Annotated in this window: 17 protein-coding genes; 8 read left to right on the forward strand and 9 right to left on the reverse strand. The window is 35.2% G+C overall.

Annotated elements, in window-relative coordinates:
- The first annotated feature begins 48 nt into the window (after positions 1-48).
- Entirely contained in the window at positions 49-1,374 is a 1,326-nt protein-coding gene (locus tag GCQ56_RS07940; protein WP_152733930.1) for a hypothetical protein, read from the forward strand.
- Positions 1,375-1,440: 66 nt separating this feature from the next.
- Here GCQ56_RS07940 and GCQ56_RS07945 read toward each other — a convergent pair whose 3' ends face one another.
- Complete coding sequence (locus GCQ56_RS07945; protein ID WP_152733931.1) at positions 1,441-2,154, reverse strand: helix-turn-helix domain-containing protein; 714 nt, start codon at positions 2,152-2,154, stop codon at positions 1,441-1,443.
- Between the two features lie 73 nt (positions 2,155-2,227).
- On the opposite strand from GCQ56_RS07945, the gene dinB reads away from it, so the two are divergent.
- The gene (gene dinB, locus GCQ56_RS07950; protein ID WP_299993137.1) at positions 2,228-3,442 is read left to right on the forward strand and encodes a DNA polymerase IV; all 1,215 of its coding nucleotides are present in this window, start codon (positions 2,228-2,230) and stop codon (positions 3,440-3,442) included.
- A gap of 81 nt (positions 3,443-3,523) precedes the next feature.
- Positions 3,524-6,487, forward strand: coding sequence for a DNA polymerase III subunit alpha (locus GCQ56_RS07955; RefSeq protein WP_152733932.1), 2,964 nt, complete (start codon positions 3,524-3,526; stop codon positions 6,485-6,487).
- Between the two features lie 32 nt (positions 6,488-6,519).
- Here GCQ56_RS07955 and GCQ56_RS07960 read toward each other — a convergent pair whose 3' ends face one another.
- On the reverse strand, positions 6,520-7,563 hold the full coding sequence (locus tag GCQ56_RS07960; RefSeq protein WP_152733933.1) for a quinone-dependent dihydroorotate dehydrogenase: 1,044 nt from the start codon (positions 7,561-7,563) through the stop codon (positions 6,520-6,522).
- Positions 7,564-7,809: 246 nt separating this feature from the next.
- Here GCQ56_RS07960 and GCQ56_RS07965 point away from each other — a divergent pair, with 246 nt between their 5' ends.
- On the forward strand, positions 7,810-8,100 hold the full coding sequence (locus GCQ56_RS07965) for a hypothetical protein (RefSeq protein WP_152733934.1): 291 nt from the start codon (positions 7,810-7,812) through the stop codon (positions 8,098-8,100).
- A 68-nt stretch (positions 8,101-8,168) separates the two neighbouring features.
- Here GCQ56_RS07965 and GCQ56_RS07970 read toward each other — a convergent pair whose 3' ends face one another.
- Positions 8,169-8,693: a hypothetical protein gene (locus GCQ56_RS07970; RefSeq protein WP_152733935.1), complete on the reverse strand. Its 525-nt coding sequence runs from the start codon at positions 8,691-8,693 to the stop codon at positions 8,169-8,171.
- A gap of 223 nt (positions 8,694-8,916) precedes the next feature.
- Here GCQ56_RS07970 and GCQ56_RS07975 point away from each other — a divergent pair, with 223 nt between their 5' ends.
- Complete coding sequence (locus GCQ56_RS07975; protein WP_152733936.1) at positions 8,917-9,777, forward strand: 3-keto-5-aminohexanoate cleavage protein; 861 nt, start codon at positions 8,917-8,919, stop codon at positions 9,775-9,777.
- Positions 9,737-10,405: a hypothetical protein gene (locus GCQ56_RS07980; RefSeq protein ID WP_152733937.1), complete on the forward strand. Its 669-nt coding sequence runs from the start codon at positions 9,737-9,739 to the stop codon at positions 10,403-10,405. The genes GCQ56_RS07975 and GCQ56_RS07980 overlap by 41 nt, the downstream gene beginning before the upstream one ends.
- 61 nt (positions 10,406-10,466) lie before the next feature.
- Here the strand turns inward: GCQ56_RS07980 and GCQ56_RS07985 are convergent, their stop codons facing one another.
- Positions 10,467-12,929: a DUF294 nucleotidyltransferase-like domain-containing protein gene (locus tag GCQ56_RS07985; RefSeq protein WP_152733938.1), complete on the reverse strand. Its 2,463-nt coding sequence runs from the start codon at positions 12,927-12,929 to the stop codon at positions 10,467-10,469.
- A gap of 143 nt (positions 12,930-13,072) precedes the next feature.
- Positions 13,073-15,793 carry a cache domain-containing protein gene (locus tag GCQ56_RS07990; protein ID WP_152733939.1) on the reverse strand — a complete coding sequence of 907 codons (2,721 nt, stop codon included), beginning with the start codon at positions 15,791-15,793 and terminating at the stop codon, positions 13,073-13,075.
- Positions 15,794-16,042: 249 nt separating this feature from the next.
- Here GCQ56_RS07990 and GCQ56_RS07995 point away from each other — a divergent pair, with 249 nt between their 5' ends.
- A complete protein-coding gene (locus GCQ56_RS07995; protein ID WP_152733940.1) occupies positions 16,043-16,558 on the forward strand; it encodes a DUF2892 domain-containing protein in 516 nt (171 codons plus the stop codon).
- Positions 16,559-16,623: 65 nt separating this feature from the next.
- Here GCQ56_RS07995 and GCQ56_RS08000 read toward each other — a convergent pair whose 3' ends face one another.
- The 3 genes from GCQ56_RS08000 to GCQ56_RS08010 all read right to left on the reverse strand — a co-directional run bounded on the left by GCQ56_RS08000 (position 16,624) and on the right by GCQ56_RS08010 (position 19,766).
- Complete coding sequence (locus GCQ56_RS08000; protein ID WP_152733941.1) at positions 16,624-17,016, reverse strand: FKBP-type peptidyl-prolyl cis-trans isomerase; 393 nt, start codon at positions 17,014-17,016, stop codon at positions 16,624-16,626.
- A 376-nt stretch (positions 17,017-17,392) separates the two neighbouring features.
- Positions 17,393-18,250, reverse strand: coding sequence for a YjjW family glycine radical enzyme activase (locus GCQ56_RS08005; RefSeq protein ID WP_152733942.1), 858 nt, complete (start codon positions 18,248-18,250; stop codon positions 17,393-17,395).
- Complete coding sequence (locus GCQ56_RS08010) at positions 18,225-19,766, reverse strand: YjjI family glycine radical enzyme (protein ID WP_152733943.1); 1,542 nt, start codon at positions 19,764-19,766, stop codon at positions 18,225-18,227. The genes GCQ56_RS08005 and GCQ56_RS08010 overlap by 26 nt, the downstream gene beginning before the upstream one ends.
- A gap of 349 nt (positions 19,767-20,115) precedes the next feature.
- On the opposite strand from GCQ56_RS08010, the gene GCQ56_RS08015 reads away from it, so the two are divergent.
- Positions 20,116-22,998 carry a pitrilysin family protein gene (locus GCQ56_RS08015; protein ID WP_152733944.1) on the forward strand — a complete coding sequence of 961 codons (2,883 nt, stop codon included), beginning with the start codon at positions 20,116-20,118 and terminating at the stop codon, positions 22,996-22,998.
- A 102-nt stretch (positions 22,999-23,100) separates the two neighbouring features.
- On the opposite strand, the gene GCQ56_RS08020 is transcribed toward GCQ56_RS08015, so the two are convergent.
- Positions 23,101-24,303, reverse strand: coding sequence for a DUF2235 domain-containing protein (locus tag GCQ56_RS08020; RefSeq protein WP_152733945.1), 1,203 nt, complete (start codon positions 24,301-24,303; stop codon positions 23,101-23,103).
- Between the last annotated feature and the right edge of the window lie 31 nt (positions 24,304-24,334).

Here is a 24,334-nt window from a genome sequence, read left to right on the forward strand (position 1 = left end):
ACAGATATTAATTATAACGAATTAAAAATAGTTTTAAAATAAAAGAATATGAATTACAATATAGTAGCCGGTATAGATAGTTGTACCCTAAATAGAATTATTGGGGATGTATACAAGGCGGTATATCCAAGTTTGTTTAAGAATACAATAACATTAAATCAATTGGGAATCGAATCTGTAGCCTTTGATATTACTAAAGCGCCTCAAATTAGTTTCGAAAGAGCCAAAGAGATTAAAAATCAGGTTGAAGGTATCATTAAGAATAATGAGCTTAAGGAACTAAGTAATTTATCAGAAGACGATAAGCTTAAAGTTCTTGAAATGGCTTCGGCGGCTTCATTTGGTTTAGATGCTAATGTTAGCCTAACAATTAATTATGAGGGAGGAGAAGCCCCTACGAATACAGAGGCTATTATCCACATAAACCTTAACATTCAGGCGATAACAAAAGAAGGAAAGAATTTTTTAACGGCACATTTGATTTCTGCAAACTTAAAAAGTATTCCGGCCAATCCGCTTCTCGAAGATCTGTTAAACAAAGCATTTATTCCACATTTTACACCTTACTTTAATGATAATATTTTAAAGCCTATCGAGATACCAACTTTAGAATATAACTCTTTACTTGTAAGTCTTCCGTCTACAGTTACTCAAAATCCTTATTTCTTAAACTTTTCAGCTTTAGGATCAATTCAACCCGATGTGCCAGCTCCGGAAAAATGGCCTGCTGATTGTGTTTTTGCAGGAGTAGATGCTGCTTTAATGCAGGGAGTTGTTTCGGCAGTAAATATATTCCCATTGGGTCCATCAACAGGTTTCGATTGGAAGATAATTACTGGAAAGGTGAATGCTCAATTGCAGACACCGAATCATTTCGAGGTAAATAAGGATGGCAGCATATCTGCAAAGTTACCTTTGGAGGCTCGTGCTCAGTTAACCATTCATACGCCATGGCCATTGCCAAATTTCTCTTTTGGACCTAAGGCTACATCTACAGTAAAATTAACTCTTAAACCTTTGGTTAAAAATTCAGATTTCTATATCGAGGTTAAAGATGTGCAGATTAAAGAAATGAGTTTTGATTTTGGAGGTATTCCAGGTTGGCTAAATACAATATTTTCTCCATTACGAGCTGGATTAGGAATTGCATTAAATACAGCCTTACAGCCAATAATAAAAGCTGCATTACTGGCTATTCCTGCTATTAAGATATTTACCCTGCCTACTATTCCAATTACTTTGGCAGATAAAACAATAGAGGTAAAACTTAATAGTGCAAAAACAACTGCTCAAAATTCATTGCTCATGGTAAATACACAAGTCGCTGTATCTGCTAAGCAGGCAGAAAAAGATAGAGTTGCACTTAATGTTTGATTGTTTTGCTTAAAATAAAGACCTCCTAATTTATTGGGAGGTCTTTTTTATTGCTCAGAGCTTTGTTTATAGTCCTACTTCAAAGCCATTATACGTCTCAAATTTCCAGATTTCAATCACTTTTCCTATTTCCAGGTCGTAAGGTGTATAGTTTCGGTTGGTAGAGACCAGCAAAAGGGTCTGATTCTTTTCCAGTTGATTGTATACCAATTTAAAAACAATCCCATCATCCTGTGTTACGATAATGCAGGGCGTACCATCCTTTATCATTTCCCAATTTTGAATGTAGGAAGCAGTTACCCATGCACCTTCGGGAATGGGCAGCATAGAATCTCCTTGAATCTGAAACGTACGGTAGCTTTTATCTTTGGGCAAAAAGGGTAGGGAGAATTTCGGCAAAGAACCAATAAATTCCAAATCGCCATAGCTATTGGTATAACCAGCTTGCGCCTTTAAAGGCACCATTTCTATGTTTTCTTCTCCATCCTGGTTGATTGATAGGGTAAGCAGTCGCAATTTTTTACCGGTTACATCAATATCGAATCCATCTTCGATCTGCGAAAGCTGAAATTCCGATAATTCCTGTAAATTATACCTTAGCAGCGCGTCGATAGATACATTAAAGTACTCGGCAAACTTAATCAGCACCTTAAATGGTGGCTGCACGCTCTTTTCATAACCAGCCAAAGTTGTTCTGGTAATCTCCAACTGATCAGATAAATCGGCTTGCGATCTCTTTCTTCGCTTGCGAAGGAACTTGATATTTTCTGCAAAAAACATAGCTTCTTTTTTTCAAAGATAAGAAAGAAAGACTAAATTATAGTCAGAATATTGACGAAAATATCGACATTTAGTGAAAAGAACAATATTACATATGGATTTGGACACATTTTTTGTGTCGTGTGAGAGGTTGTTGGACAGTAAATTAAATAACCGACCGGTATTAATCGGGGGAACGTCCGACAGGGGAGTTGTAGCAGCTTGTTCTTACGAAGCGCGGGTATATGGCATTCATTCTGCCATGCCAATGAAAATGGCAAGAATGTTATGTCCCGATGCGGTGGTAATTCGAGGCAATAGCGGAACTTACAGCAAGTTTTCCGATATGGTTACCGAAATCATAAAGGAGCAGTCGCCCATCTTCGAAAAATCATCTATCGATGAGTTTTATATTGATATAACAGGAATGGATCGCTTTGTGCGGGAAAGTTACATGTGGTCGAGAGAGTTGCGCGAAAGAATTCTTAGGGAGACACACCTGCCCATCTCTTTTGGTCTTTCAAGTAGCAAAACGGTTTCGAAAGTTGGAACCGGGGAAGCAAAGCCCAACAATCATATCAATATCGAAAGTGGGAATGAAGTTCCTTTTTTGGCTCCGCTTTCCATTAAAAAGATTCCCATGGTTGGCGAAAAAACCTATCACAAGTTGCGAAGCATGGGGGTGGAAAAAGTACGAACCGTTCAGGAGATGCCCATGGAATTAATGGAGCGTGTACTGGGAAAAAACGGGCAGGTAATTTGGAAAAAGGCACAGGGAATTGATAACACACCAGTGACTGCCTGGAATGAGCGAAAATCGATTTCTTCGGAACGAACTTTCGAGAAAGATACCACCGATATTGTAAAATTGCGCAGTATTTTGGTTGCCATGGCTGAAAATTTGGCTTATCAGCTCCGAAATGGAAACAAACTAACTGCTTGTGTGACGGTTAAGATCAGGTATTCCGACTTTCAGACCTATACAAAACAGAAGCGAATCCCCTACACATCATTAGATCATACGCTAATCGCTGTCGTTCTCGACCTTTTTGATAAGATGTATGAGCGTCGTGTACTGATTCGTTTGATAGGCGTTCGATTTAGCAATTTGGTGGGTGGAACTTATCAAATTCGTCTGTTCGAGGACTCCGAAAAGTTGATAAAATTATATCAGGCTATGGATCATTTGCGGAATCAGTATGGAAAAAATGCGGTGAAACGTGCCATTGCCATGGATGTAAAAACCATTGGTGGCATGAACCCTTTTAATGGACAAGCACCAATTATTCCTGCTCACCGAAGACAGTAAGTCTAATTATGAAATTCTCCCTTTTATAGAGAGGGTAATCATTATTGGACTTTATATTTCTTGACTTTTATACTTTAATACATGTTATTGAATTGTCACAGCTACTACAGTTTTAAATACGGAACTCTTTCGGTAGAAGAGCTTTTGCAGGAAGCTCAGGCGGGAGAGCATGCTGTTGTTGCCTTAACGGATATCAACAATACAGCGGCTAGTCTCGATTTTGTGAGGCAGGCGAAGGAATTTTCGCTTCGTCCACTTGTAGGTGTTGATTTTAGGAATGGAAACCAGCAGCAATATGTTGCCATAGCTAAAAATGCAGATGGTTTTCGGGAGCTGAATGAGTTTCTGACCAAACATCTGCATGCACATACCGAATTTGAAGCAAAAGCTCCTTCCTTTAAAAATGCTTTTGTGGTATATCCCTTTCAAAATCAGTTGCGAGATCTGGAAGAGCACGAATATGTAGGCATAAGTTCGAAAGATTTGCAATACCTGCCATTTTCGGTGTGGAAAAATCATCAGCAAAAGTTGGTGATATTACAAACTTCCAGCTTTCGTAACAAAAAGGATTACAATATTCATCGATTGTTGAGAGCTATTGATAAGAATACGCTCTTGAGCAAATTACCGAAAGAAGAGCAGGCTGTTTTCGAAGATCAATACAGAAGCAAAGCAGATTTGCTGGAACTGTATAAGGAATATCCGAAAATTGTAGAAAATACAGAACAACTATTGACTGCTTGCAGCATGGATTTTGAGTTTGGAACCAACAAAAACAAGAAGCTTTTTACCAAATCGGAAGAAGAGGATTTTAAATTGCTGGTGAAGCTGGCTTGTGAGGGTTTAGAATACCGATACCATAATGTAACGGATGAAATTCTGGATCGTTTGAATAAGGAACTGAAGGTAATTCGACAGTTGAATTTCTGTTCCTATTTTCTGATTAATTGGGATTTGGTTCGCTATTCTCAAAGTCAGGGATATTATCATGTAGGACGAGGAAGTGGAGCCAATAGTTTGGTTGCTTATTTACTGAAAATTACCAATGTTGATCCGGTTGACTTAGACCTTTACTTTGAGCGTTTCATTAATCCGTTTCGAACTTCACCACCCGATTTTGATATCGATTTTTCATGGACCGATCGCGATGATGTAACGCGATATTTGTTTGATACATATGGTTGGGATCGAGTAGTTCTGTTGGGAACCTTTATCACTTTTAGTCACAAGTCTGCTTTTCGCGAAATTGGCAAAGTATTTGGCTTGCCCGATGAGGAGATTGTCCGCCTGCAAAAGAATCCCAATCCGGCACAAGCCGATGAGTATGGAAAGTGGGTGATACGCTACAGCAAATACATTTCGGGCTTTCCAAGTCATTGCAGTATCCACTCCAGTGGGATTTTAATAGCAGATGAGCCAATCAGTAACTATTCATCAACAGAACTGTTGCCAAAAGGCTTTCCTTCTACCCAGTTCGACATGTACATTGCCGAAGATTTGGGCTTGCACAAGTTCGATATCCTGAGTCAGCGTGGTTTAGGAAAAATCAAGGACACCTTAGGCATTATCAAACAAAACCATGGGATTGATATCGATATTAATGATACCAAATTGTTCATGGAAGATCTGCGTGTAAAGCGCATGCTGAAAAAAGGACAGGCAATTGGTTGTTTTTATGTGGAATCTCCGGCGATGCGAATGCTTTTAACCAAGCTTAAGGCTGAAGATTACAAGCGCTTGGTAGCGGCGAGTTCTATTATCAGACCAGGAGTGGCTAAAAGCGGTATGATGCGTGAATACATCATCCGATTTCAGAATAAAGAGAGGAGAGAGCAGGCACAACGGGAATTGCCCGCACTGTATGAGATTTTGGAGGAGACTTATGGAGTAATGGTGTATCAGGAGGATGTGATTAAGGTAGCTCACTATTTTGCTGGCTTAACATTGGATGAGGCTGATGTGCTTCGCAGGGGAATGTCCTGGAAATTTAAGCAACGCAACGAGTTTAGTAAGGTGCGCAATAAGTTTTTCTCCAATTGTAAAACAAAAGGCTATTCCGAACATACTGTAAGTGATATTTGGCGACAAATCGAAAGTTTTGCCAATTATGCTTTTGCCAAAGGACATTCGGCAAGTTATGCCGTAGAAAGCTTTCAGGCGCTCTATTTAAAAGCTTACTACCCATTGGAGTATATGGTTGCTACCTTGAATAATGGTGGAGGCTTTTATTCTGCTCAGCTATATCTGCACGAAGCGGTTATGAATGGAGCAGAGGTGGTAACTCCTTGTGTAAACAGTAGTTCATGGAAAAACATCATAAAGGGGAAGACCATTTTCCTGGGATTTTATTTGTTAAGGGATTTGGAAAAAGGAATGGTTAAAGCCCTGATAAAAGAGAGAACAGAAAAGGGTGATTTTTTGAGCTTACGAGATTTTGTAAAGCGCAATCCAATAGGTTTGGAACAGTTAATTATTCTAATTAGAATTGGAGCCTTTCGATTTACAGGAAAAGAAAAAAAGGAATTGCTTTGGGATGCCCATTTTTTATTGGGACACAACAAGAAAGCCAAGCCTGAAAAGACTCTTTTTCAGATGGAGGTAAAAGAGTTTAAGCTGCCAAAATTGTGGCAACACAAGCTTGAAAATGCTTTTGATGAAATTGAATTGCTGGGCTTATCGGTACAATCGCCTTTTGATTTGCTTAAAGATGAGCTGTCTTCCGATTTAAAAGCTTGTCATTTACCGAGATTGATTAACCGATACATTCGCATAGTAGCTTTTTTAATTCACCGCAAGCCCACCAAGGCTAGCAATGGCAAAATCATGTATTTTGGTACCTGGATCGATCTGGACGGACATTGGCTGGATACCGTTCATTTTCCACCTAGCGCAAAAGATTATCCCTTTAGAGGTCCCGGATGCTACTGCATAGAGGGTAGAGTAGTGGAGGAGTACGGTTTTTTGAGTATTGAGGTGAGCAAAATGGAAAGAATGGCAAACTTAAGTATCGAAGATGTTGTTAGTTGTGATAAAGAGAAAACCTGACAAAATATCTGTCAGGAATATTGAAGATGAACTTAAATGGTTCTTTTAATTAGCTCCTTATTAATCGCTTTAACTAAAGCCGGACCTTCATATATAAAGCCTGTATAAATCTGAATCAGAGAAGCTCCTGCGTTTAGTTTTTCCAATGCATCTTCTTTGTTCATAATTCCACCAACACCTATTACAGGAATATTGCCCTTCGATTTTTGGTGAATATAGCGGATCACTTCTGTAGATCTATCTTTTAGTGGTTGACCACTTAATCCTCCTGCACCAACTGCCTCAATTTTATTTTGTGAAGCACTTAAACTATCTCTTGAAATGGTCGTGTTAGTAGCCACTATACCATCAATTTTTGTTTCCTGAACAATCTCAATTATATCATCCAATTGGGATGTGTTTACATCAGGAGCAATTTTCAGAAGAATAGGTTTTGCTTTCTCTTTGCTTTGATTTAGAACAACCAGTTGATTGAGTAGTTTCTTTAAAGGTTCTTTGCCTTGCAGCTCTCTCAGGTTAGGTGTATTGGGAGAACTAACATTTACAACAAAATAATCAACATGAGAATACAATGAATTAAAGCAGGTGATGTAATCCTTACTGGCTTCGTCGTTTGGAGTAATTTTATTTTTTCCAATATTTCCACCAATCAGAATATTTGTTCGTTTCCTTTTTAAACGCTCAACCGCTTCTTCAACACCTTCGTTATTGAATCCCATTCGATTTACAAGAGCTTTATCCTCCACAAAGCGAAATAAGCGTGGTTTTGGATTTCCGGCTTGAGATTTAGGAGTAAGTGTACCTATTTCGATAAATCCAAATCCCATACTTCCCAAAAAATCAAAGGCTTCTGCATTTTTATCTAAACCGGCAGCCAAACCTACAGGATTGGGAAAATTTAATCCAAAGAGATGGCGTTCTAAAGAAGGATGCTTTACCCTAAATTGAACAGAAACAATCCAACGCACCAAGGCAAACCGTTGAAAAAATTTAAACCATGCAAAGGTGAATTTATGAATCGTTTCAGGTTGGAACTGTATTAAAAGAGGGCGAATTAGTAATCGGTATAAACTCATTTTTGTATAATTTTATGCAAATATAATAGGAATATTAAAAGAAAAAGAGTTTTAAGTCTTATTTATGTGTAATGTTGAAAATATTCATGTGAAAGTTATCACCTTTTTAAGAATTTTATCTCTTAAAATTTGTCATAAAACAAAATATAACTATTTTCGTTCTGCTTTTAAATAAGAGGGCATATTTTATTAATGTTCTTATAATCTGAACTTAATAAATAAAGACGAACTCAAAGAATGGAAAAAATGAAAGAAATAGAGCTGAATCAATTCCAATTGAATGTATTGTTGGACGAAGAAGAGAAAGCAGCCTATAATTACATTGTACAAGAAGGAACCTTTTGTGTTCACTGCAAAGACATGTGTACGAAAGGGGTAGATGTTAAAGAGAATTTCCTAAACGATATGAATGACATCTTAATAAAGGGAAGATGTAAGAAATGTAGTGGAAATGTGAGTCGTTTTATTGAATATGGAGAGTTTGAGGAATTTAGAATTAAAGCGGCTAAATTCAGAAAATCAATAGGTGCAGAATAATTATTTATTATACATATAAAAAAATCCTCCTTCGAACTGAAGGAGGATTTTTTATTTGTAACAAGTTATTATTCTCTTTTTAAAATGTGATAGCTAACTTTTACAACTCCATTTCTAAATGGCATATCATCTAAACGATAACTGTCGTAGATGTATGGATCATACTCTGGATGAAACTCGTCGGTAAATAGAGGATAGTTTCTAATAAATCCTGGGAAACCGTAGTAAGGATTCAAATCGAACCAATATTCGTCATAAGGGTTTAGGTGAATGACAACACGAAAATCGTGCTCATACTCATCTGGATGATAAATATACCCTCTCTCGCTCATGGAATTAATTTCTGCACGATCCCAATGAGCTGCAGCTCCATTTACTTCAACCCATCCATTTTCCAATTGTACAGGTCTACTGTTTTTATCTCTTATAAAAATCTGAACTTCTTTATTGTTGTCGTAATCTTGAGCAATGTGAACGGAAACCTTTACTAATGAAGGATCTGTTAATTCAATATCGCTTAAAGCTGATTTGCTACAAGATTGTATTCCAAATGCACTCAGAAGAAGTAGTAAAATGTATATGCGTGTTTTCATAGTTCAAAAGTGTTGATTTGTTAGTATGACACTTAAAAAACGATGAACACTTACTCGGTAAATGAATTTTTAATTTTTCAGGGTAATTATAGTCGTATCATTTAAAAAATTTAAGAATTAATAAACTACATATTTATGTTTCAAAATGTTTGATTATCAGATTACTATAAAAAGGAAAAATGTTGTATATTGAATAGGAGTTCACTAATGATAAACGTTAAATATGGAAAAAAATAAAGTAATTATAAATTTTTGCCCAACAGGCATGATACCAACCAAAGAAATCACACCACATGTACCGGTTTCACCTCAGGAGGTTATAGAGCAAACTCATGAAGCATACGAATTAGGAATTACAATAGCACATCTTCATGCACGAGAAAATGATGGAGTGCCAACTTATAAAAAGAATGTATATCAGGAAATTTTTGAAGGTGTTCGTAAGTATTGTCCCGATTTGATAATTTGTGGTAGTACATCGGGAAGAAATTTTCCTGAATTTGAAAAACGATCGGGTGTGATTGAGTTAAAACCAGATATGTGTTCACTTACATTAAGCAGTTTAAATTTTGTAAAGCAAGCTTCGGTTAATGCTCCAGATATGGTGCAACGCCTGGCAGAGAAAATGAAATCTTACGGTGTTTCGGTGGAATTGGAATGTTTCGATTTAGGGATGATTAATTATGGGAAATATCTGATAAAAAAGGGTATTATAGAGGGACCATTTTACTGGAATCTTTTGTTTGGCAACATTGCAGGTTTTCAGGCGAATTTTCATCAAATGGGAACAGCTTTATCTGAAATCCCTAAAGACCATTTTGTAGGATTAGCAGGTTTGGCGGGAGACCAATTAGCCGTAAATGCTGCTGCAATAGGAATGGGCTATGGTGTGAGAGTTGGTCTGGAAGATAATATTTGGTGGGATGCTCAGCGAAGCAGAAAATGTACCAATACAGAACTGGTACAAAGGATTCATTCATTAATTCAAATCAATAATAAAGAGTTTTTCACACCAAAGGAATTTGGTAAATTGGGATTTAAAAATGAGGGAATCAAAGAGCAACTTTCAACTTCTTGGGTTTGATCCAAATTGGATTTGCGTAGTACAGGATATGCTGATTTATAATTCAGAAGGACCTTTCTCATTGCAGGTTTTTCCGAATATAGATTTGGAATTTAAAGCCGCAGATCGATTGAAGGCAGTGCCATTTGAAGTCAGAGAAATGCAGGAAATCTGTCGGAATCAACCAGTGATATTTGGAGTGGTGAGTCCGCGCAATAAATTTCCCATTTATAAAGATTATTCTAAATTTTTAAGGGAAGAGGATTACAACAATGTGATTGCTAAATCCTCTATTATTAGCGCGAGTAGTTGTGTTGGAAAAGCTGTGTTTATCGATCATCAATGCGTAATAAGTGCGCAAACCTCTGTTGGATTTGGTGTAAGTATTAAGCGAGGAGCAAAAATTGCTCATCACAATGTCATTGGTGATTTTTCGGATATCAATCCAGGAGTGATTACCTCTGGGAATGTAACTATAGGAAGAGGCTGTGAGATTGGTACAGGTGCAATTTTAAATAATAATGTTACCATTGGAGACAATACATTTATAGGTATGGGAAGCGTTGTCACCAAAGACATTCCAGCCAATTCAATTGCATTTGGTAATCCGTGTAAAGTTGTCCGTAAAAATGAGATATGGAGTACTTAAAACATTATAAACTAATATAAAAATCTCTGCTTATGATATGGACAGAGATTTTTATTATTTGTTACTGATGATATTCTGAGGTCTTGAATGACTTTTGAAGTTCATCCTGTAATTTTGTAATTTCTATGCCAATTTGTTTTAGAGTCAACTTATCGATATCTGTCAGGTTTTTAAGTAAAACCGAGTTGTCTGGCGATTCGTTATCAAGAATTAAATCTACCTGCCACTTAATGCGAAGATGCATTAAGAAATTGTACATTTTTTCAATTTCTTCACCTGTTTTATCTTTTATTATTCCACGCGCCATAAGCTGATCGAGACGTAGCATGCTATTGGTTTCGCGAATAGAATGGTAGAGTGCGTGTATTCTTAGATAGCCAATAATTGGCTGTAAATACTGTTTTGGCTGAACATGCTTTTTATCTAATACCGGTTTTTTTCGAATGACTGTTTTAGCAAGCTGATTGAAAAAGAGTACATTCCCATCTAGAGTAGATTTAACATGATCGAACAATTGATCTACTAATGTTTGATTTCCATATACCAATCTTAGATCAAAAAAGATGGAGCTATCTAACACATTGGCTACATCAGGGTTGTTTATCCAATTGGAGAAATAATCTTTCCAGATATCAAGAGAGTTACACCATTCAGGATTTCCTGCCATCAAATCACCTTTGCATCTCGAATAACCGATCGTGTGCAGGTTCTCGTTTACAATTTCAGAAAAACGTAAGAAATAGGATTTATTGTCCTCGCTTGCATTTTCAAATATAATGGCATTGTCCTGATCGGTTTTTAAAGTCTGCTCGCCTCGTCCTTCACTTCCCATAGCTACAAAAGCAAACGAACATGGTGCTTCACCTACTTCTTTTAAAGCCATTTCAATAACTCTGCTGCTTATTGCATCGGCTATTGAAGTAATAATTCGGGATACACTATTGATATTTTCTGTGCTGGTAAACACGGCTTGAATGACAACAGGTAATTTATTGTAAATTCTCTTTAAATCTTCAATTCTTGTACACTCCTTAATCTCTTGAATTAAATAGGATAATGAATTGCGCTGCATCTCAAGACATTGAAGATGGCTTATATTTCCAATGATTTCTCCATTATTGTTTTCAACAAGTAAATGAGTAATATTTTTTTGAGTAAATACCAAAATAGCTTCATACAAGAGCGCATCCTGATGTATGGTCTGAATTGGTGAGGTCATTACATTGTAAATTCTTTTGTGTTCAATTTCTTGCTTCGCCAAAACCCGACTTCTAAGATCTGTGTCAGTAACCACACCAATGATATCATCATTTTCCTTAATACAAATTATTTTGGAATGCTTTTCAGTCATTAGAGAAGCGGCAGTGTTAACAGAATCGTTTAACTGGCAGGTTATATTGTTTTTTACCAGGTTAAGAACAGGTTGATTCATCAATTGTAATGATACTTGCAAATCATCAGAAAGCTTATGAGCACTTAGGCGCAAGCGCTTGTGTTCTGTTACATTTCTAACGGCAAGAATATAACCAATTTGACCCGATTGAGTTATTTGTGTTACCGAGGCAATGACATTTTGCATGCCTGCTTTTGCCTGAAGCAATTCTGTTTCAAATGTGGATGTTTTCTTAGGGTTTTTAATCTTCGCAATTAAATCGTCCCAACTTATTGCAAAAAGGTTGGAGAAATCGTTACCAATTACACTTTTAGGTTCTGTTTCAAATAAATTGGTGAATTTGGTGTTTGCAAACACCACTTTTTTATTCACTAACATTAAGGTACCTTCTGTTGAGGCATCTACCAGGCTTTTGTATTTCTGTATCGATAATCTAAGCTCTTTTTCTGCTTTTAAGCGTTTTTCTTCGAGTGATTGTGTTTGTCGTAATACATATATCAGAATAATAATAATTAAACCAACAATAAAGAAGGACACCTTTAAAAGCTTACGCTTGAGTTGTTTAATCTCGGTTTTAACATCATCCAGATAAATGCCAGTACCAATAATCCAATCCCAATCCGAAAACCCTTTAACAAAAGATAATTTGGGAACTATCTTAGATGCATCATCTTTCCACTGCCAATAGTAGGTAATAATTCCTTCTCCTTCTGATTTAACCAATTGAGCAGCATCAACAAATAATTTGTTTTCATGATTATCCGCAAAGTTTGATAAATCGCTACCGTTTAAATCTGGTCGGTAAGGATGAATAATCATTTTTGGACTTGAGGTAATGATCCAGAAATAATCCTTTTGTTCCTGACCATATCTCATCCGCCCAATTTGTTCAACGGCTCTTTTTTGAGCTTCTTCCAATGTTAATGCACCACTTTTATAGTCATCCTGATATTCGTTGAGAACACTCCAAGCCGCATTGGTTAATTCCAGTATCATTTCCTGTTTGCGGTCCATCATGCTTCGTTCAAACATTGGAATCATAATGGCATAAAATGATACAATAAACATCGTAATTGCTACAAATGTTGGAACTACAATGCTATAGATAAATTTATTTGATTTTTGATTCATTTCGGTCTGGGCACAATTGTTATTACTAGATAGGCTCTACAATTGGTAAATATAGCAAAACTAATTATGGAGTGATAATTAATAGTTAGGCTAACTGAAAACTGGGGTGATAAATTTAGTTATTTTCCTAAAATTAAGCGCTATCAGGTTAAGGGAAGCCAAATGCTAATAGTCGTTCCTTTATTGATTTCGCTCTTCACACTTATTTTACCCTTATGCCTTTTAATAAAATCATCAACCAATACTAATCCCAAACCTGTTCCTGGCTCTTCGTTGGTGCCTTTTCTTGTTTTTGTTTTATCAAGTTTAAATAAGTTTTCCATTGATTTTTTATCCATACCAATACCAGTATCAGTAATATTGATCATTAAAAAATCATATATGTTTTGTGTCTCAACAATTACTTTACCACCCAAAGGTGTAAATTTTATGGCATTGGAAAGAAGATTACGCATAATGGTTTTAAACATATTTTTATCAATTGAAATCTCAGGATTAAAAGAGATATTTTTTACGAGTTCAATATCTTTTGATTTTGCCATTCCAGCAATCAGATCCAAACTTGTTTGAATTTCGGTGAGAATGGCAATTTTTCTAGGTGAGAATTTTATTGCTCCAGATTGTGATCTAGACCATTCAAGTAAGTTTAGTAAGAGGGTATAGGCATTTTTAATGGCTGGATTAAGCAACTCTATCATCTCATTAGCTCCTTCAAAATCTTTGTCATTGACACTTTCAGCCAACATTTCACCAGAGTTAATCATTACATTAAAAGGATTGAGTAAATCGTGTGCAATAATTGAGAAGAATTTATCTTTAGTTGCATTTAACTCTTTAAGTTCTTGTTGATTGTCCGTTAATTCCTTTTCAATTTGAATTCGTTCTGTAATATCTAGCATTACGCCAATCAAACCATCAATCCTTCCATTAGTATTCTTAAACGGCGCCTTGTAATAAGTATAATTTCTAATTGTGTTATCTTCTTTTCTGAAAATAAAATCATATTGCTGGTTGTTGCCATCAAATACTTCAATGTCTTTTTGGTGATAAACATCAGCTAAGTCTTTTGGATATAGATCGTAAACTCCTTTACCGATGATTTCTTCTGGCTTTTTATTAATTAATTTAAAGAATGCTGAATTGCCACCTATATAAATGCCCTTGATATCTTTATAAAAGATAGGTGAAGGAATACTTTCCAGTATTGTATCCAAAAAATTTCTACTCTCCAGTAGTTTGTTTTCAGTTTCTTTTAAGTCGGTAATATCGTTACCTACCCAAATTAAAAGATTATCCGATACTCGAAATGTTGCCCAATATTGAAATGCAGATTTACCGTTTTTTAGTTTTATCGGAATAAGTTTGAATTCTGGATTGTCATCAAACATACGTTCCTTCGCATCTTCTCGCATTTCATTATCAAAAAGCACATCGAGGGGAGCTAACTTATCTAAAACCTTGTCTTTTTTTAGATTATAAAATGCTTCACTTTGTTTGTTCCAAATTTTAACCAATCCCTTATTATCTAGACCTATTATTGCCAATGGAGCATGTTCAACTAAAATTCTAAACTTTTCTTCACTTTCTTTCAGAGCATTAACATTTGTAAGGTGATTGGATAATAGTTGATCCACTTTATTAGAAAGGTGTGTAAATTCATCAATTTTAAATTGGGGAGATGATTTCGTTTCATTTCCTTTGACGGCCGCCTCAATTTGTTTGAAAAAGAGGTTCATTTCCTCCTTAATATGAATACCAGTTTTTTGTAGTTGATTTAAGATAATCATTACAAAAGGTCCTGCAATTAATAATATTAAGAGTATCCTAAGCCAGGAGAACCGATAGAATGATTTTGTCTTTTGAAGTTCTAAATGATCTAGCGATTGCAAACTTGAGGATGCTCCAATCATCCATTGCCATTGATTAAAACCACTAACAAATGCCATTTTAGGAACGTATTTATTTTCTTCAACTGGCCAATTGTAATGTAGAAAGCCTGATGAGTCGGATTGAGCTATCATAAGTTCTTCCTCAAAAATCTTTAATCCATTATCATCCGAAATATCTCTGATATTTACACCTGCTTTGTATTTGTTAGAATTAATAATGATTGAAGTTCCATCGTAGTGGTTGATAAAAAGATTCCAATCCTTTTTGGAATATGAATTTTTAAGATAATTGATGACTTCTTCTCTAATTTCAGTTTGGTGTTCGTCGTAATATTCACCACATCCAATTATCCAATTAAAAGGTTCAAAACGTTTAATATAGGATGTTTTAAGAAATACAGTTGAATCGCTTGTCCATGGTTTAGTCCATTTGTAAGTATAAAATGCTTCGTTTTTATTTTGAATTATATTTAATTGTTCATTTATTATTTTTCGACCATCTATTTCGGGCATTCCAAGTGATTTGGTTCCTTCTAAATTAGATTGAAAAGGATACATTTGCAGCTTGCCGGTTTGATCAATTATGTAAATATAACCTCTGTCATTAAAGTATCTCAGTTCTCTTAATGTGCTTTTAACTAACTCTTTGATTTCGGATTCTGATCGATCTGAATTGCTTAGGTTATAGATGTTTTGCGCCTGATTTATAGCATTGTTAACTGCAGTTTTCAGTTTTAATTTCATTTTTTTTTCTGAAGTGATGTGCGCATATTCCACATAGGATATTACATTTTTAACTGCAGTTTTTAGAAAAATCTTTTTTTCGTCTTCAATTAATTTCTTTTCATATTGAAAATCTTTTTGGTATTGATGATATTCAGACATGAATATGATGAACATTAGACCAAAAAAGATGGCAACGGAAATAACAAGAATCAATCGTCTTAAAATGTAGCTAATACTTCTTGATTTCATATAGGTGAGGGCTAAGTGGTTGAAACTTATTTATAAAGAACTAAGTCTTTAAATTATTACGGAATAAGGATAAAAGTGTTGCAATACCTTGCCTATAAAGAAAGAATGAATTTATTAATTGATTTATTTGTAATTGAACAGTATTTTAAAAATATACAAAATGATTTTATCGAAAAACAGAGTGTTATAAAACTTGATTTGTAACAAAAAATGCTTTGTTTTGTAGCAATAAACTTTAAAGAATTTAATATGATTAGAAAATCTCTACGCTTGATAATTGCAGGAATTCTGCTTATCGGATCTATCTTCCTTTTTGTGAATGGGTTAGTTGGTGTTGGAATTTGGGCTGTTTTGATCTCTGGAATTTTTGTTCTATTGCATTTCAAGAACGAGACAAATCTTGTAGCTTTTTATTTTGTGAGAAAAAATAAATTCGAAAAAGCTGGTAAGATACTTGGACGAGTTAAACATCCGGAAAGAATGATAAAAGGACAAGAAGCATATCACTATTATCTTTCAGGTTTGATTGAATCGCAGCAGCATAAAAATTCGAAAGCAGAAAAGTTATTTAAGAAAGCTTTAAATACTGGATTAAGAACAGATACAGATCAGGCGGTAGCTAAATTGAATCTATCTGGAATAGCTTTATCACAGCGAAATAAGAAATTATCGAAATACTATTTACAGGAAGCTAAAAAGCAAGATAAGCGTAAAATGTTGACCGCTCAAATTCGTGAAATCGAAAGCATGATGAAACGCGTGTAATTAAATGTGTACCGATAAAAAATAGCCCTGATCTTTACTTGTAAAAATCAGGGCTATTTTTTTATTTAGGAAATAATTTTTTGAAGGAAAAGATCGAAAATAAGAACAGATCCACCAGGAATAGAACCATAATCAGTATCTCCATAAGCCAAATGTGATGGAATAAGTAATATCCCTTCACCGCCCTCTTTAAAATGTTGAATGCCTTCTTTCCAGCCTTCAATTACTACCGATAAGTTAATTTCGAGACTCTCACTTTTATCAAAAATGCTACCATTGGTTAAATAACCAATATAGCCAATGGAAATATTCGAATCGCGGGTTGGTTGGGCACCTTCACCTTGATTTGTGATTATGTAGTACAAGCCGGAATCACTTCGTGTGGCATTTAGTTTGTTCTTTTTAATATAGGCTTGAATTTCTTCTTCGTTCTGGATAGGATATTTTTGTTTTTTCATTTCTAAATCGGTTTTGAAATTGTAAAAGTTGTACTTGCACCATACAGCATAGAATTATTTTGAAACCAAACCATTATGAGCTTGCTTCCTAATGCTGATTATATATAGCTTACGACTAATAAATTTAAGGTTTTTAACTAAATTAGCATTCAAAAGTAAATAATAGAAATATGCATCCCATTTTTTGTTTTATAGGTAGTTCTATTCGCTACATTATTCAATTGATTTATTCTTTGCTTACTGGTAGCGAAAGACCTAAGTACAGCATGGTATGCCAGAATAAATCGAATGCATGGTTGGGATTTTTATTGGTAATTCCACTCTTACTATTGTATTTACTAATTTATAGATGGTAAATGCTATTGGAGTAAAAATATCAGATTACTTGAATGGATACACCTGAGTTTTCGAACTGCTTTCTAATATTTTCAGCCTCAGAATGACTTGGCTCTGAGAGATGATTGTACTGACTACGAATACCATGGTTTCTCAGTTTAATAAGTACTTTTCGAACATCAGGAGATACAGAATTCATCATCTCAGCAATTCCTTCTATTTCATATGCATTGTCGTTATACTCTGGAACTAAAACAAATCTAAGTTCTGTAAGCTTATCTTGTTCATTTAAGTAGTGTATCGAATTCAGAATTTTTTCATTGGAATAGCCAGTTATTTTCTTGTGTATTTCGGATGAATATGCCTTAAGGTCAATCATAAAACCGTCGGTTAAATGGAGTAGAGGAGTCCATTTATCTCGATTAATATTGCCGTTTGAATCAACAAGAATAGATAAGTTTTGAAGATCAGAATGCTCTTTTATGCCTGTAAAAAGTTGTTTCAGAAATAGAGATTGTAACATCACCTCTCCGCCAGAAACAGTGATACCCGAAATAAAATCTTTTACTTCAAGAATTTCTGATAAGATATCATCAACTGACATACTTTTGTAGAAAGGACTACTGTTTTGTGGGCAAACTTTAAGGCATTTGTCACAACGAATGCAAGTTTCTGAATTGTGTACCAACTTCTTATTATCAGCGTCAAGCTTTAGACTACAGGTTGGACAAGCTTTTACGCAAGTACCGCACAAATTACACAAACCAATGGTGTGTGAATTGTGACAGTACATGCAGTTTAAATTGCATGCCTGAAAAAAGATCACCATTCGATTTCCGGGACCATCAATCACACTTGATTTGATGATATCACTAATATTTGCTCGCAATTTGCTCATTTGAAACAACTCTTTTCGATACACGATCGTCTACATTGGCATTATCCATTGAATTGGCTGCAAAAAGAGCACTGCCATATCTCGAACCATCTTTTCTGAAATCTTGCAAATCACTTCTTCTTACCAAATAGCCTGTAATTCGTACAAATTCGCTATCCGATAAATTAAAAGTAAACATTCTCATTCCTTTCGAAAATGCTCCTTTAATAATATCCAATGCTGCCGTAGGATTTCTCTTGATCGTTTCATCGAAATGGAAAATATCACTGATCCCACCACTAAATAAATGATGATGTGGAGCTACAGTATTTATGTGTGAATAAATATCTGGTTCTTCTCCGATAGGAATACGTGCTCCTGCTGTTTCTTCAATATCAATATCGATACCCGATTGAGAATGGAAAAATGCTCTTCCGTTGTTGCCCTCGCAATAAGGAAGTTCTCTGCAATCAACCAATCGTTTCATTTCCTCAAGAATAAGATGTCCCAACTGATTTGCCTCTGCATCTTTTCCATATACATAGTTCTTACCACTATTTTTCATCAATTGATTGACACATTCAGCAAGACCATAAAATCCGAACATAGCAGAGAAGTTGTCAAGTGAAATGAGTCCCTCCTTAGCCAGAAAATCGGTCTCGTAATATTTAACCGTTTCCACCAAATATTTACTTCTGGATTCAATAATATCCAGTGTCATTTCACAATACTTTTTTAATGTTCCTTTTAGAAAAGCTTCAGTATCACCATTATGAGTATCGCTTATTTTTTTAAGATTTAAACGAATAAGCGTATGCGATCCACCACCTTCGGGCAATGAATTGTAGCAACTAACAACGCCATAATTTCCTTTAAAATCTTTTGCCGTCATATTGTGATTGGCAAAATGAGGTTTAGCCACTTCAAATACAGTCTTTACAGCTTCAGTTAGAAAGGAATCTGATGTTTTTTCTTTATCGTATTTTAAAGTAAGATTGGGAACAACTTGTTTGAGTTCCTTTTCTATGCGTAATATCACACGAGCAATTACATTATCTTCAGGTCCAATATTAGCATGTACAAATGCATCAGGTAAAGTCCTGTCAATAAATCGCCAGAAAAGCTTCATTTTTTTATAAATATCCTCTTCTGATAAATCACCAACATATTCTAACAGGAGTTGATCAATAGTGCCTAAATAAACCGAATATCCTGTAATAGATGGAACCTGAACGTATAGAATGGAAAGGAAATTAATTGCCTCGTCTAAATTTGTAGGGGGTTCCAATTCAAGATAACTGATACCATTTTCAAGAGCCAGTTTGTAATCTGGAAGAACATATCTTGGTCGATAAGGAGCGCTTCCTTCAAACAGATCACAAATCACTTTCTCTTGCAAGGCGGTCTTTGCTTCATCAGAAATTTCAGGGTACACCTGAGTGCTTTCAGCTATATATGCTAAATGATGTTTTTTCTGTCTGTAATCCAATGTGCCATCTGTGATGACTTGTAATACTCTATCCTTAATTTCTTCCATTATTCATAAATTCCTAGCCTCGCAAAATTCGAAGCGTTTTCAATTCTCCAAAAATAAACAAAAGGGTGCAGTGTTGATATATGTTTTATTAAAAATGACATGAAATAATTGTAATTCGTAATGTGTTGATAGTTTAGTGTTTTGAGTAATTCTGCAATATTTGGAATTGTGAAATACATGTAAATTTCAGAAATCCGAAGTCCTTTGAGGGTAGAATTTGATGATGCTATCACTTATTATCTTCTACTTTGTCAATCATAACTTTTAAATATTAATGGAGTCGCGAAATAGAATAAGCTGAATAATAATATTTCACTTATTAAATAGATGACTGAAAAATAGTATAGAAATGAAAAGACAAAGAATAGTAAAATTACTCTTTTTGACCATTCTCTTTTTAGGAATAGGGAATACATATGCACAGAACAGTGCCGTAACACAAGTTAAACTTGATAATGGTTTAACAATTATTCTGAATGAAGATCATAGTAAAACAGAAGTGTTTGGGATGGTTGTTGTAAATGCTGGAGCCAAGAATGACCCGAAGGATGCAACAGGTATGGCTCACTACCAGGAACACATGCTGTTTAAAGGAACCACAGAGTTGGGTACAAGTAATTGGGAGAAAGAGAAGCCACATATCGATCGTATTATTGCACTATACGACAAATTAGCTATCACGAAAGACGATAGCTTACGAACAAAAATTCAGAAAGAGATCAATGAGGAATCTATTGAGGCAGGAAAATATACTGTCTTGAACGAGATGAGCACCTTAATTGATAAAATGGGTGGAACCAATCTGAATGCAGGAACGGGTGTTGATCAAACCGTATATTACAATTCATTTCCTCCCAACCAAATTGAACGTTGGGCTGAATTGTACAGTCATCGTTTTATAAATCCTGTTTTTAGAGCATTCCAGTCAGAGTTGGAGACTGTTTATGAGGAAAAAAACATGTATCAGGACAATTTTATAACAGCCTTGCTTGATGCTTTCAATAAGAACTTTTATAAAGAACATCCATACGGACAGCAAACTATTATAGGAGAAACAGAACATCTTAAAAATCCATCGCTTTCGAAAATGTATGAGTTTTTTCATACTTACTATGTAGCCAATAATATGGCAGTTGTTTTAATTGGTGATTTTGATTCAGAGACAGTTATCCCTCTTTTAAAGGAGAAATTTGGACAGTGGAAAAAAGCTGATTTGCCTAAGAAGCAAAAGTATGCAGAGAAGGAATTTAATGGAAGAGAGGAAGTTGTAGGAAAATATAGTCCTATTAAAATGGCTCTTCTTGGATTCAGAACTGTTCCGGTAGGTCATCCTGATGAGTTAGCCTTAAGTATTTTCAATAATCTGATTTCTAATGAAAAGGGAACAGGAGTATTAAATAAGTTGGCTCAAAATGGAGAACTAATGGCTGTTGAAGCCATTGAAATTCACAACCAGGATTATGGTGCCAACATGTTCTTAGTGGTTCCAAAATTAATTGGTCAAAAATTGGAAAAGGCTGAAGAATTGGTTCTAACGGCTATTCGCAAAGTTCGCGATGGAGATGTTGATGAGCAAGCTCTGGAGCAAAGTAAAAAGGAAATGTATGTGAATTTCCAGTTGGAATTAGAAGATTTTGAAACTCGTGGAAATACCATTGCAAGCTATTTTATGAATGGCAAAGATGCCAATGAGTTGTTCTCGAAACCAGAAAAAATTAACGCTCTTAATAAAGCTGAAGTATTGCGTGTTGCAAAGAAATATTACGGCGACAATTATCTTGCATTTTATTCAAAAATGGGATCTCCCGATAAGGAGAAACTATCAAAACCTAATTACGATCCTGTAGTTACCGATAAAAAAGCAGTGTCGCAGTTCGCAAAAAGATACGAGAATATTTCTGAGAAGGATTATGAAGCAAAGTATGTTGATTTTAATAAGGATGTACAGCAAGTTAAACTAGCCAAAGGAGTAAAACTGTACGCAGTTAATAACCCTAAAAATGATATTTATACTGTTGATATTATTTTTAACCTGGGAACATTAAAAGTAAAAGAGGCAAAATATGTAGCCGAACTTTTTAATACCTCAGGTAGTGAAAACATGAGTCGCGATGAGGTACAAACTGCATTTGCTCAGATAGGTTCTTCATATTCCTGTTCTGCCGATGGTGAACAAGTTGTCATCAGTTTATCAGGTATGGAGGAGAATATGGAAGAAGCCATGAATTTGATTGGAAAACTGATAGCAAATCCTGTGGTGAGCGAAGAAGATCTAAAGACAACGGCTAAGAGTATGATTTCTGAACGTAAATACGAGAGAGAAGATCCTGCAGCAGTTGGTCAAGCATTACTTAGCTATGTAGCTTATGCCGATAAAACAGAATCCAAACATCGTTTAAGAAAAAAAGAGATCAAGAAATTTAAAACTGATGATTTTAAGCGCGTTTGGAACAGTATTCAGCAATATGAATGTGATGTGCATTATGCTGGAAAAACTGATGTAGTAGAATTGGGAAAAATCATCAGTAAAAACATCAATTTTGCAAGCAATCCAATCGCTGAAGACAAAACGGTATTGCCAAAAATTAAGAATTATAGCAAGCAGGTGGTTTACTTTATAGATCGAAAAGATGCTGTTCAATCCAATATCTACTTCTTACTAAATGGAGATCGTTTTACTAAAGAGCAGGTTCCTGTACAGGAGGCTTTTAATGCATACTTTGGAGGTGGCTTTTCCGGTTTGGTACTACAGGAAATTCGTGAGTATCGCTCACTAGCTTATTCGGCATGGGCAGGATATTTATCAGCAGGTAGAGAAGGAGAAAACAACTATTTTATGGGTATGATTGGTACACAGGCGGATAAAACCCTTGATGCCATTAAGGTTTTTAATGATCTAAAAACAAATATGCCGCAAATGCCTGAAAGAATGAGCTACATCAAGCCTTATCTTCAGCAGCAGGTCATTACAGCCTATCCAAACTTTAGATATTTATCCGAAAGCGTTGTAGCTTGGGAAGAGTTAGGATACGATAAGGATCCTTCTAAATATACCAGTCAAATAGCTAAGGAACTTTCTTTCGAAAACATTAACGATTTCTATAAATCTCACATTCAGAATCAACCTATGGTAACCATGATTGTTGGTGATAAATCGAAGATTGATATGGAAAAGCTTTCTGAATATGGTGAAATTATCACCTTAAAAGAAAAAGAGCTTTACACGAAATAAGATTCTTATTTGGTAAATTAATAAAGACCTGATTGCTGTTTTGTTATCAGGTCTTTTTATGATATTCTTACTTGATATTTTAGGTGATAAAATCGTTCAATTCTAAGATAGCTCTAAACTATTCGATTTAACTGATGATTTTTGAGAGTGAGTTAAATCATTAGGTTTTACAATTTCAAACTCACCTCTTAGTGCTTTTACATTAAATGGCATGTATTGAAAAGGAACACATTTTTTTGATTTTCGTTTTTTAACAGCAGCAAAAGTTTCGTTTGATTCACATAAATCGTAATACAACTGATGTATTTTCGGTTTTAATGTATGGCTAGTCTCACCATTTTCTTGAACTCTTATCAAGCGCAGGTTTTCTCCCCACGATAAGCCATGAAAGTGGAAATGAGCTTTGCTGGAAGTCTCAAGCGTAAATTTCTTTAGGTGATCTGTATTGACATCAAGAGCTTTTAGACCTTCTTTTTGTATATGATTTTTCATCATTTGAATCATATAATTAAGAGAAACCTTGGCTATTTCATCTTCACGATAACTACCGCCAATATCAGAGTGAACTCCTGGAAACCAAACCTCGTGTGTTACACCTTCCTTATGATTCATTAACGAGGGGGTAAACGGATTTCTGGTTTCATCAATACCGACAAGGTGAACAGCTTTTTTAATATTTGGAGCAATATGGTTATCTGTAAATAAATCCTTTTTCGAAATGCCAATAAAACGTTTAAAGTTATTGTACAATCCAAAAGCACTAACAGTATCCCACACACCTAAAAACTCAATTTTTACAGCTTCAGATTTATCACCATTTTCTATACTGTAATTGGCAATGTGCTGTTCTGCAACTTTGGTTTGTTTATTTTCTCGTGCAAATAAAGTAATGCTGACCGATTTAGGGACTCCTTTTTTCGAAATTTTACTTGCCAGTAGTCGGGCAGCAGCAGCACCTCGGCTAAAACCAAAAATGAATATTTCATCGCCCTTTTGCCAATCTTTTACAAAGCGTATATAGGCGTGTTCAACGATTTTCTGAACACCATTACCACTCGAGCCTTTCCATAGATTTCCAAGCCATCCATTGTCATTATCATTTCCAACACCTCTGTGGTATCTTACAATTTGATTTTCTTCGCTGTTAACAAGAATTTTTCGCAATTTTACAATGTTGGTTACTAAACCATCAAGGTCCGATCCTGTTTCATCATTCCATGTTCCATCTAAAAGAATGATATGTTTTCGTTTTTTAGCAGGAGCGTCAAAATCCTTCACATAGGTATCGGTCATTTTTATTTTCATAGTTGCAGTAATTTTAGGATGATTTCATTTT

Origin of the sequence: Marinifilum sp. N1E240, from assembly GCF_009295825.1 — a bacterium.
Classification (GTDB): Bacteria; Bacteroidota; Bacteroidia; order Bacteroidales; family Marinifilaceae; genus Marinifilum_A; species Marinifilum_A sediminis.

Coding starts and splice junctions, on each gene's coding strand:
- GCQ56_RS07940 (WP_152733930.1), top strand. CDS start 49: ATGAATTACAATATAGTAGCCGGTATAGATAGTTGTACCCTAAATAGA.
- GCQ56_RS07945 (WP_152733931.1), bottom strand. CDS start 2,154: ATGTTTTTTGCAGAAAATATCAAGTTCCTTCGCAAGCGAAGAAAGAGA.
- GCQ56_RS07955 (WP_152733932.1), top strand. CDS start 3,524: ATGTTATTGAATTGTCACAGCTACTACAGTTTTAAATACGGAACTCTT.
- GCQ56_RS07960 (WP_152733933.1), bottom strand. CDS start 7,563: ATGAGTTTATACCGATTACTAATTCGCCCTCTTTTAATACAGTTCCAA.
- GCQ56_RS07965 (WP_152733934.1), top strand. CDS start 7,810: ATGAAAGAAATAGAGCTGAATCAATTCCAATTGAATGTATTGTTGGAC.
- GCQ56_RS07970 (WP_152733935.1), bottom strand. CDS start 8,693: ATGAAAACACGCATATACATTTTACTACTTCTTCTGAGTGCATTTGGA.
- GCQ56_RS07975 (WP_152733936.1), top strand. CDS start 8,917: ATGGAAAAAAATAAAGTAATTATAAATTTTTGCCCAACAGGCATGATA.
- GCQ56_RS07980 (WP_152733937.1), top strand. CDS start 9,737: ATGAGGGAATCAAAGAGCAACTTTCAACTTCTTGGGTTTGATCCAAAT.
- GCQ56_RS07985 (WP_152733938.1), bottom strand. CDS start 12,929: ATGAATCAAAAATCAAATAAATTTATCTATAGCATTGTAGTTCCAACA.
- GCQ56_RS07990 (WP_152733939.1), bottom strand. CDS start 15,793: ATGAAATCAAGAAGTATTAGCTACATTTTAAGACGATTGATTCTTGTT.
- GCQ56_RS07995 (WP_152733940.1), top strand. CDS start 16,043: ATGATTAGAAAATCTCTACGCTTGATAATTGCAGGAATTCTGCTTATC.
- GCQ56_RS08000 (WP_152733941.1), bottom strand. CDS start 17,016: ATGAAAAAACAAAAATATCCTATCCAGAACGAAGAAGAAATTCAAGCC.
- GCQ56_RS08005 (WP_152733942.1), bottom strand. CDS start 18,250: ATGAGCAAATTGCGAGCAAATATTAGTGATATCATCAAATCAAGTGTG.
- GCQ56_RS08010 (WP_152733943.1), bottom strand. CDS start 19,766: ATGGAAGAAATTAAGGATAGAGTATTACAAGTCATCACAGATGGCACA.
- GCQ56_RS08015 (WP_152733944.1), top strand. CDS start 20,116: ATGAAAAGACAAAGAATAGTAAAATTACTCTTTTTGACCATTCTCTTT.
- GCQ56_RS08020 (WP_152733945.1), bottom strand. CDS start 24,303: ATGAAAATAAAAATGACCGATACCTATGTGAAGGATTTTGACGCTCCT.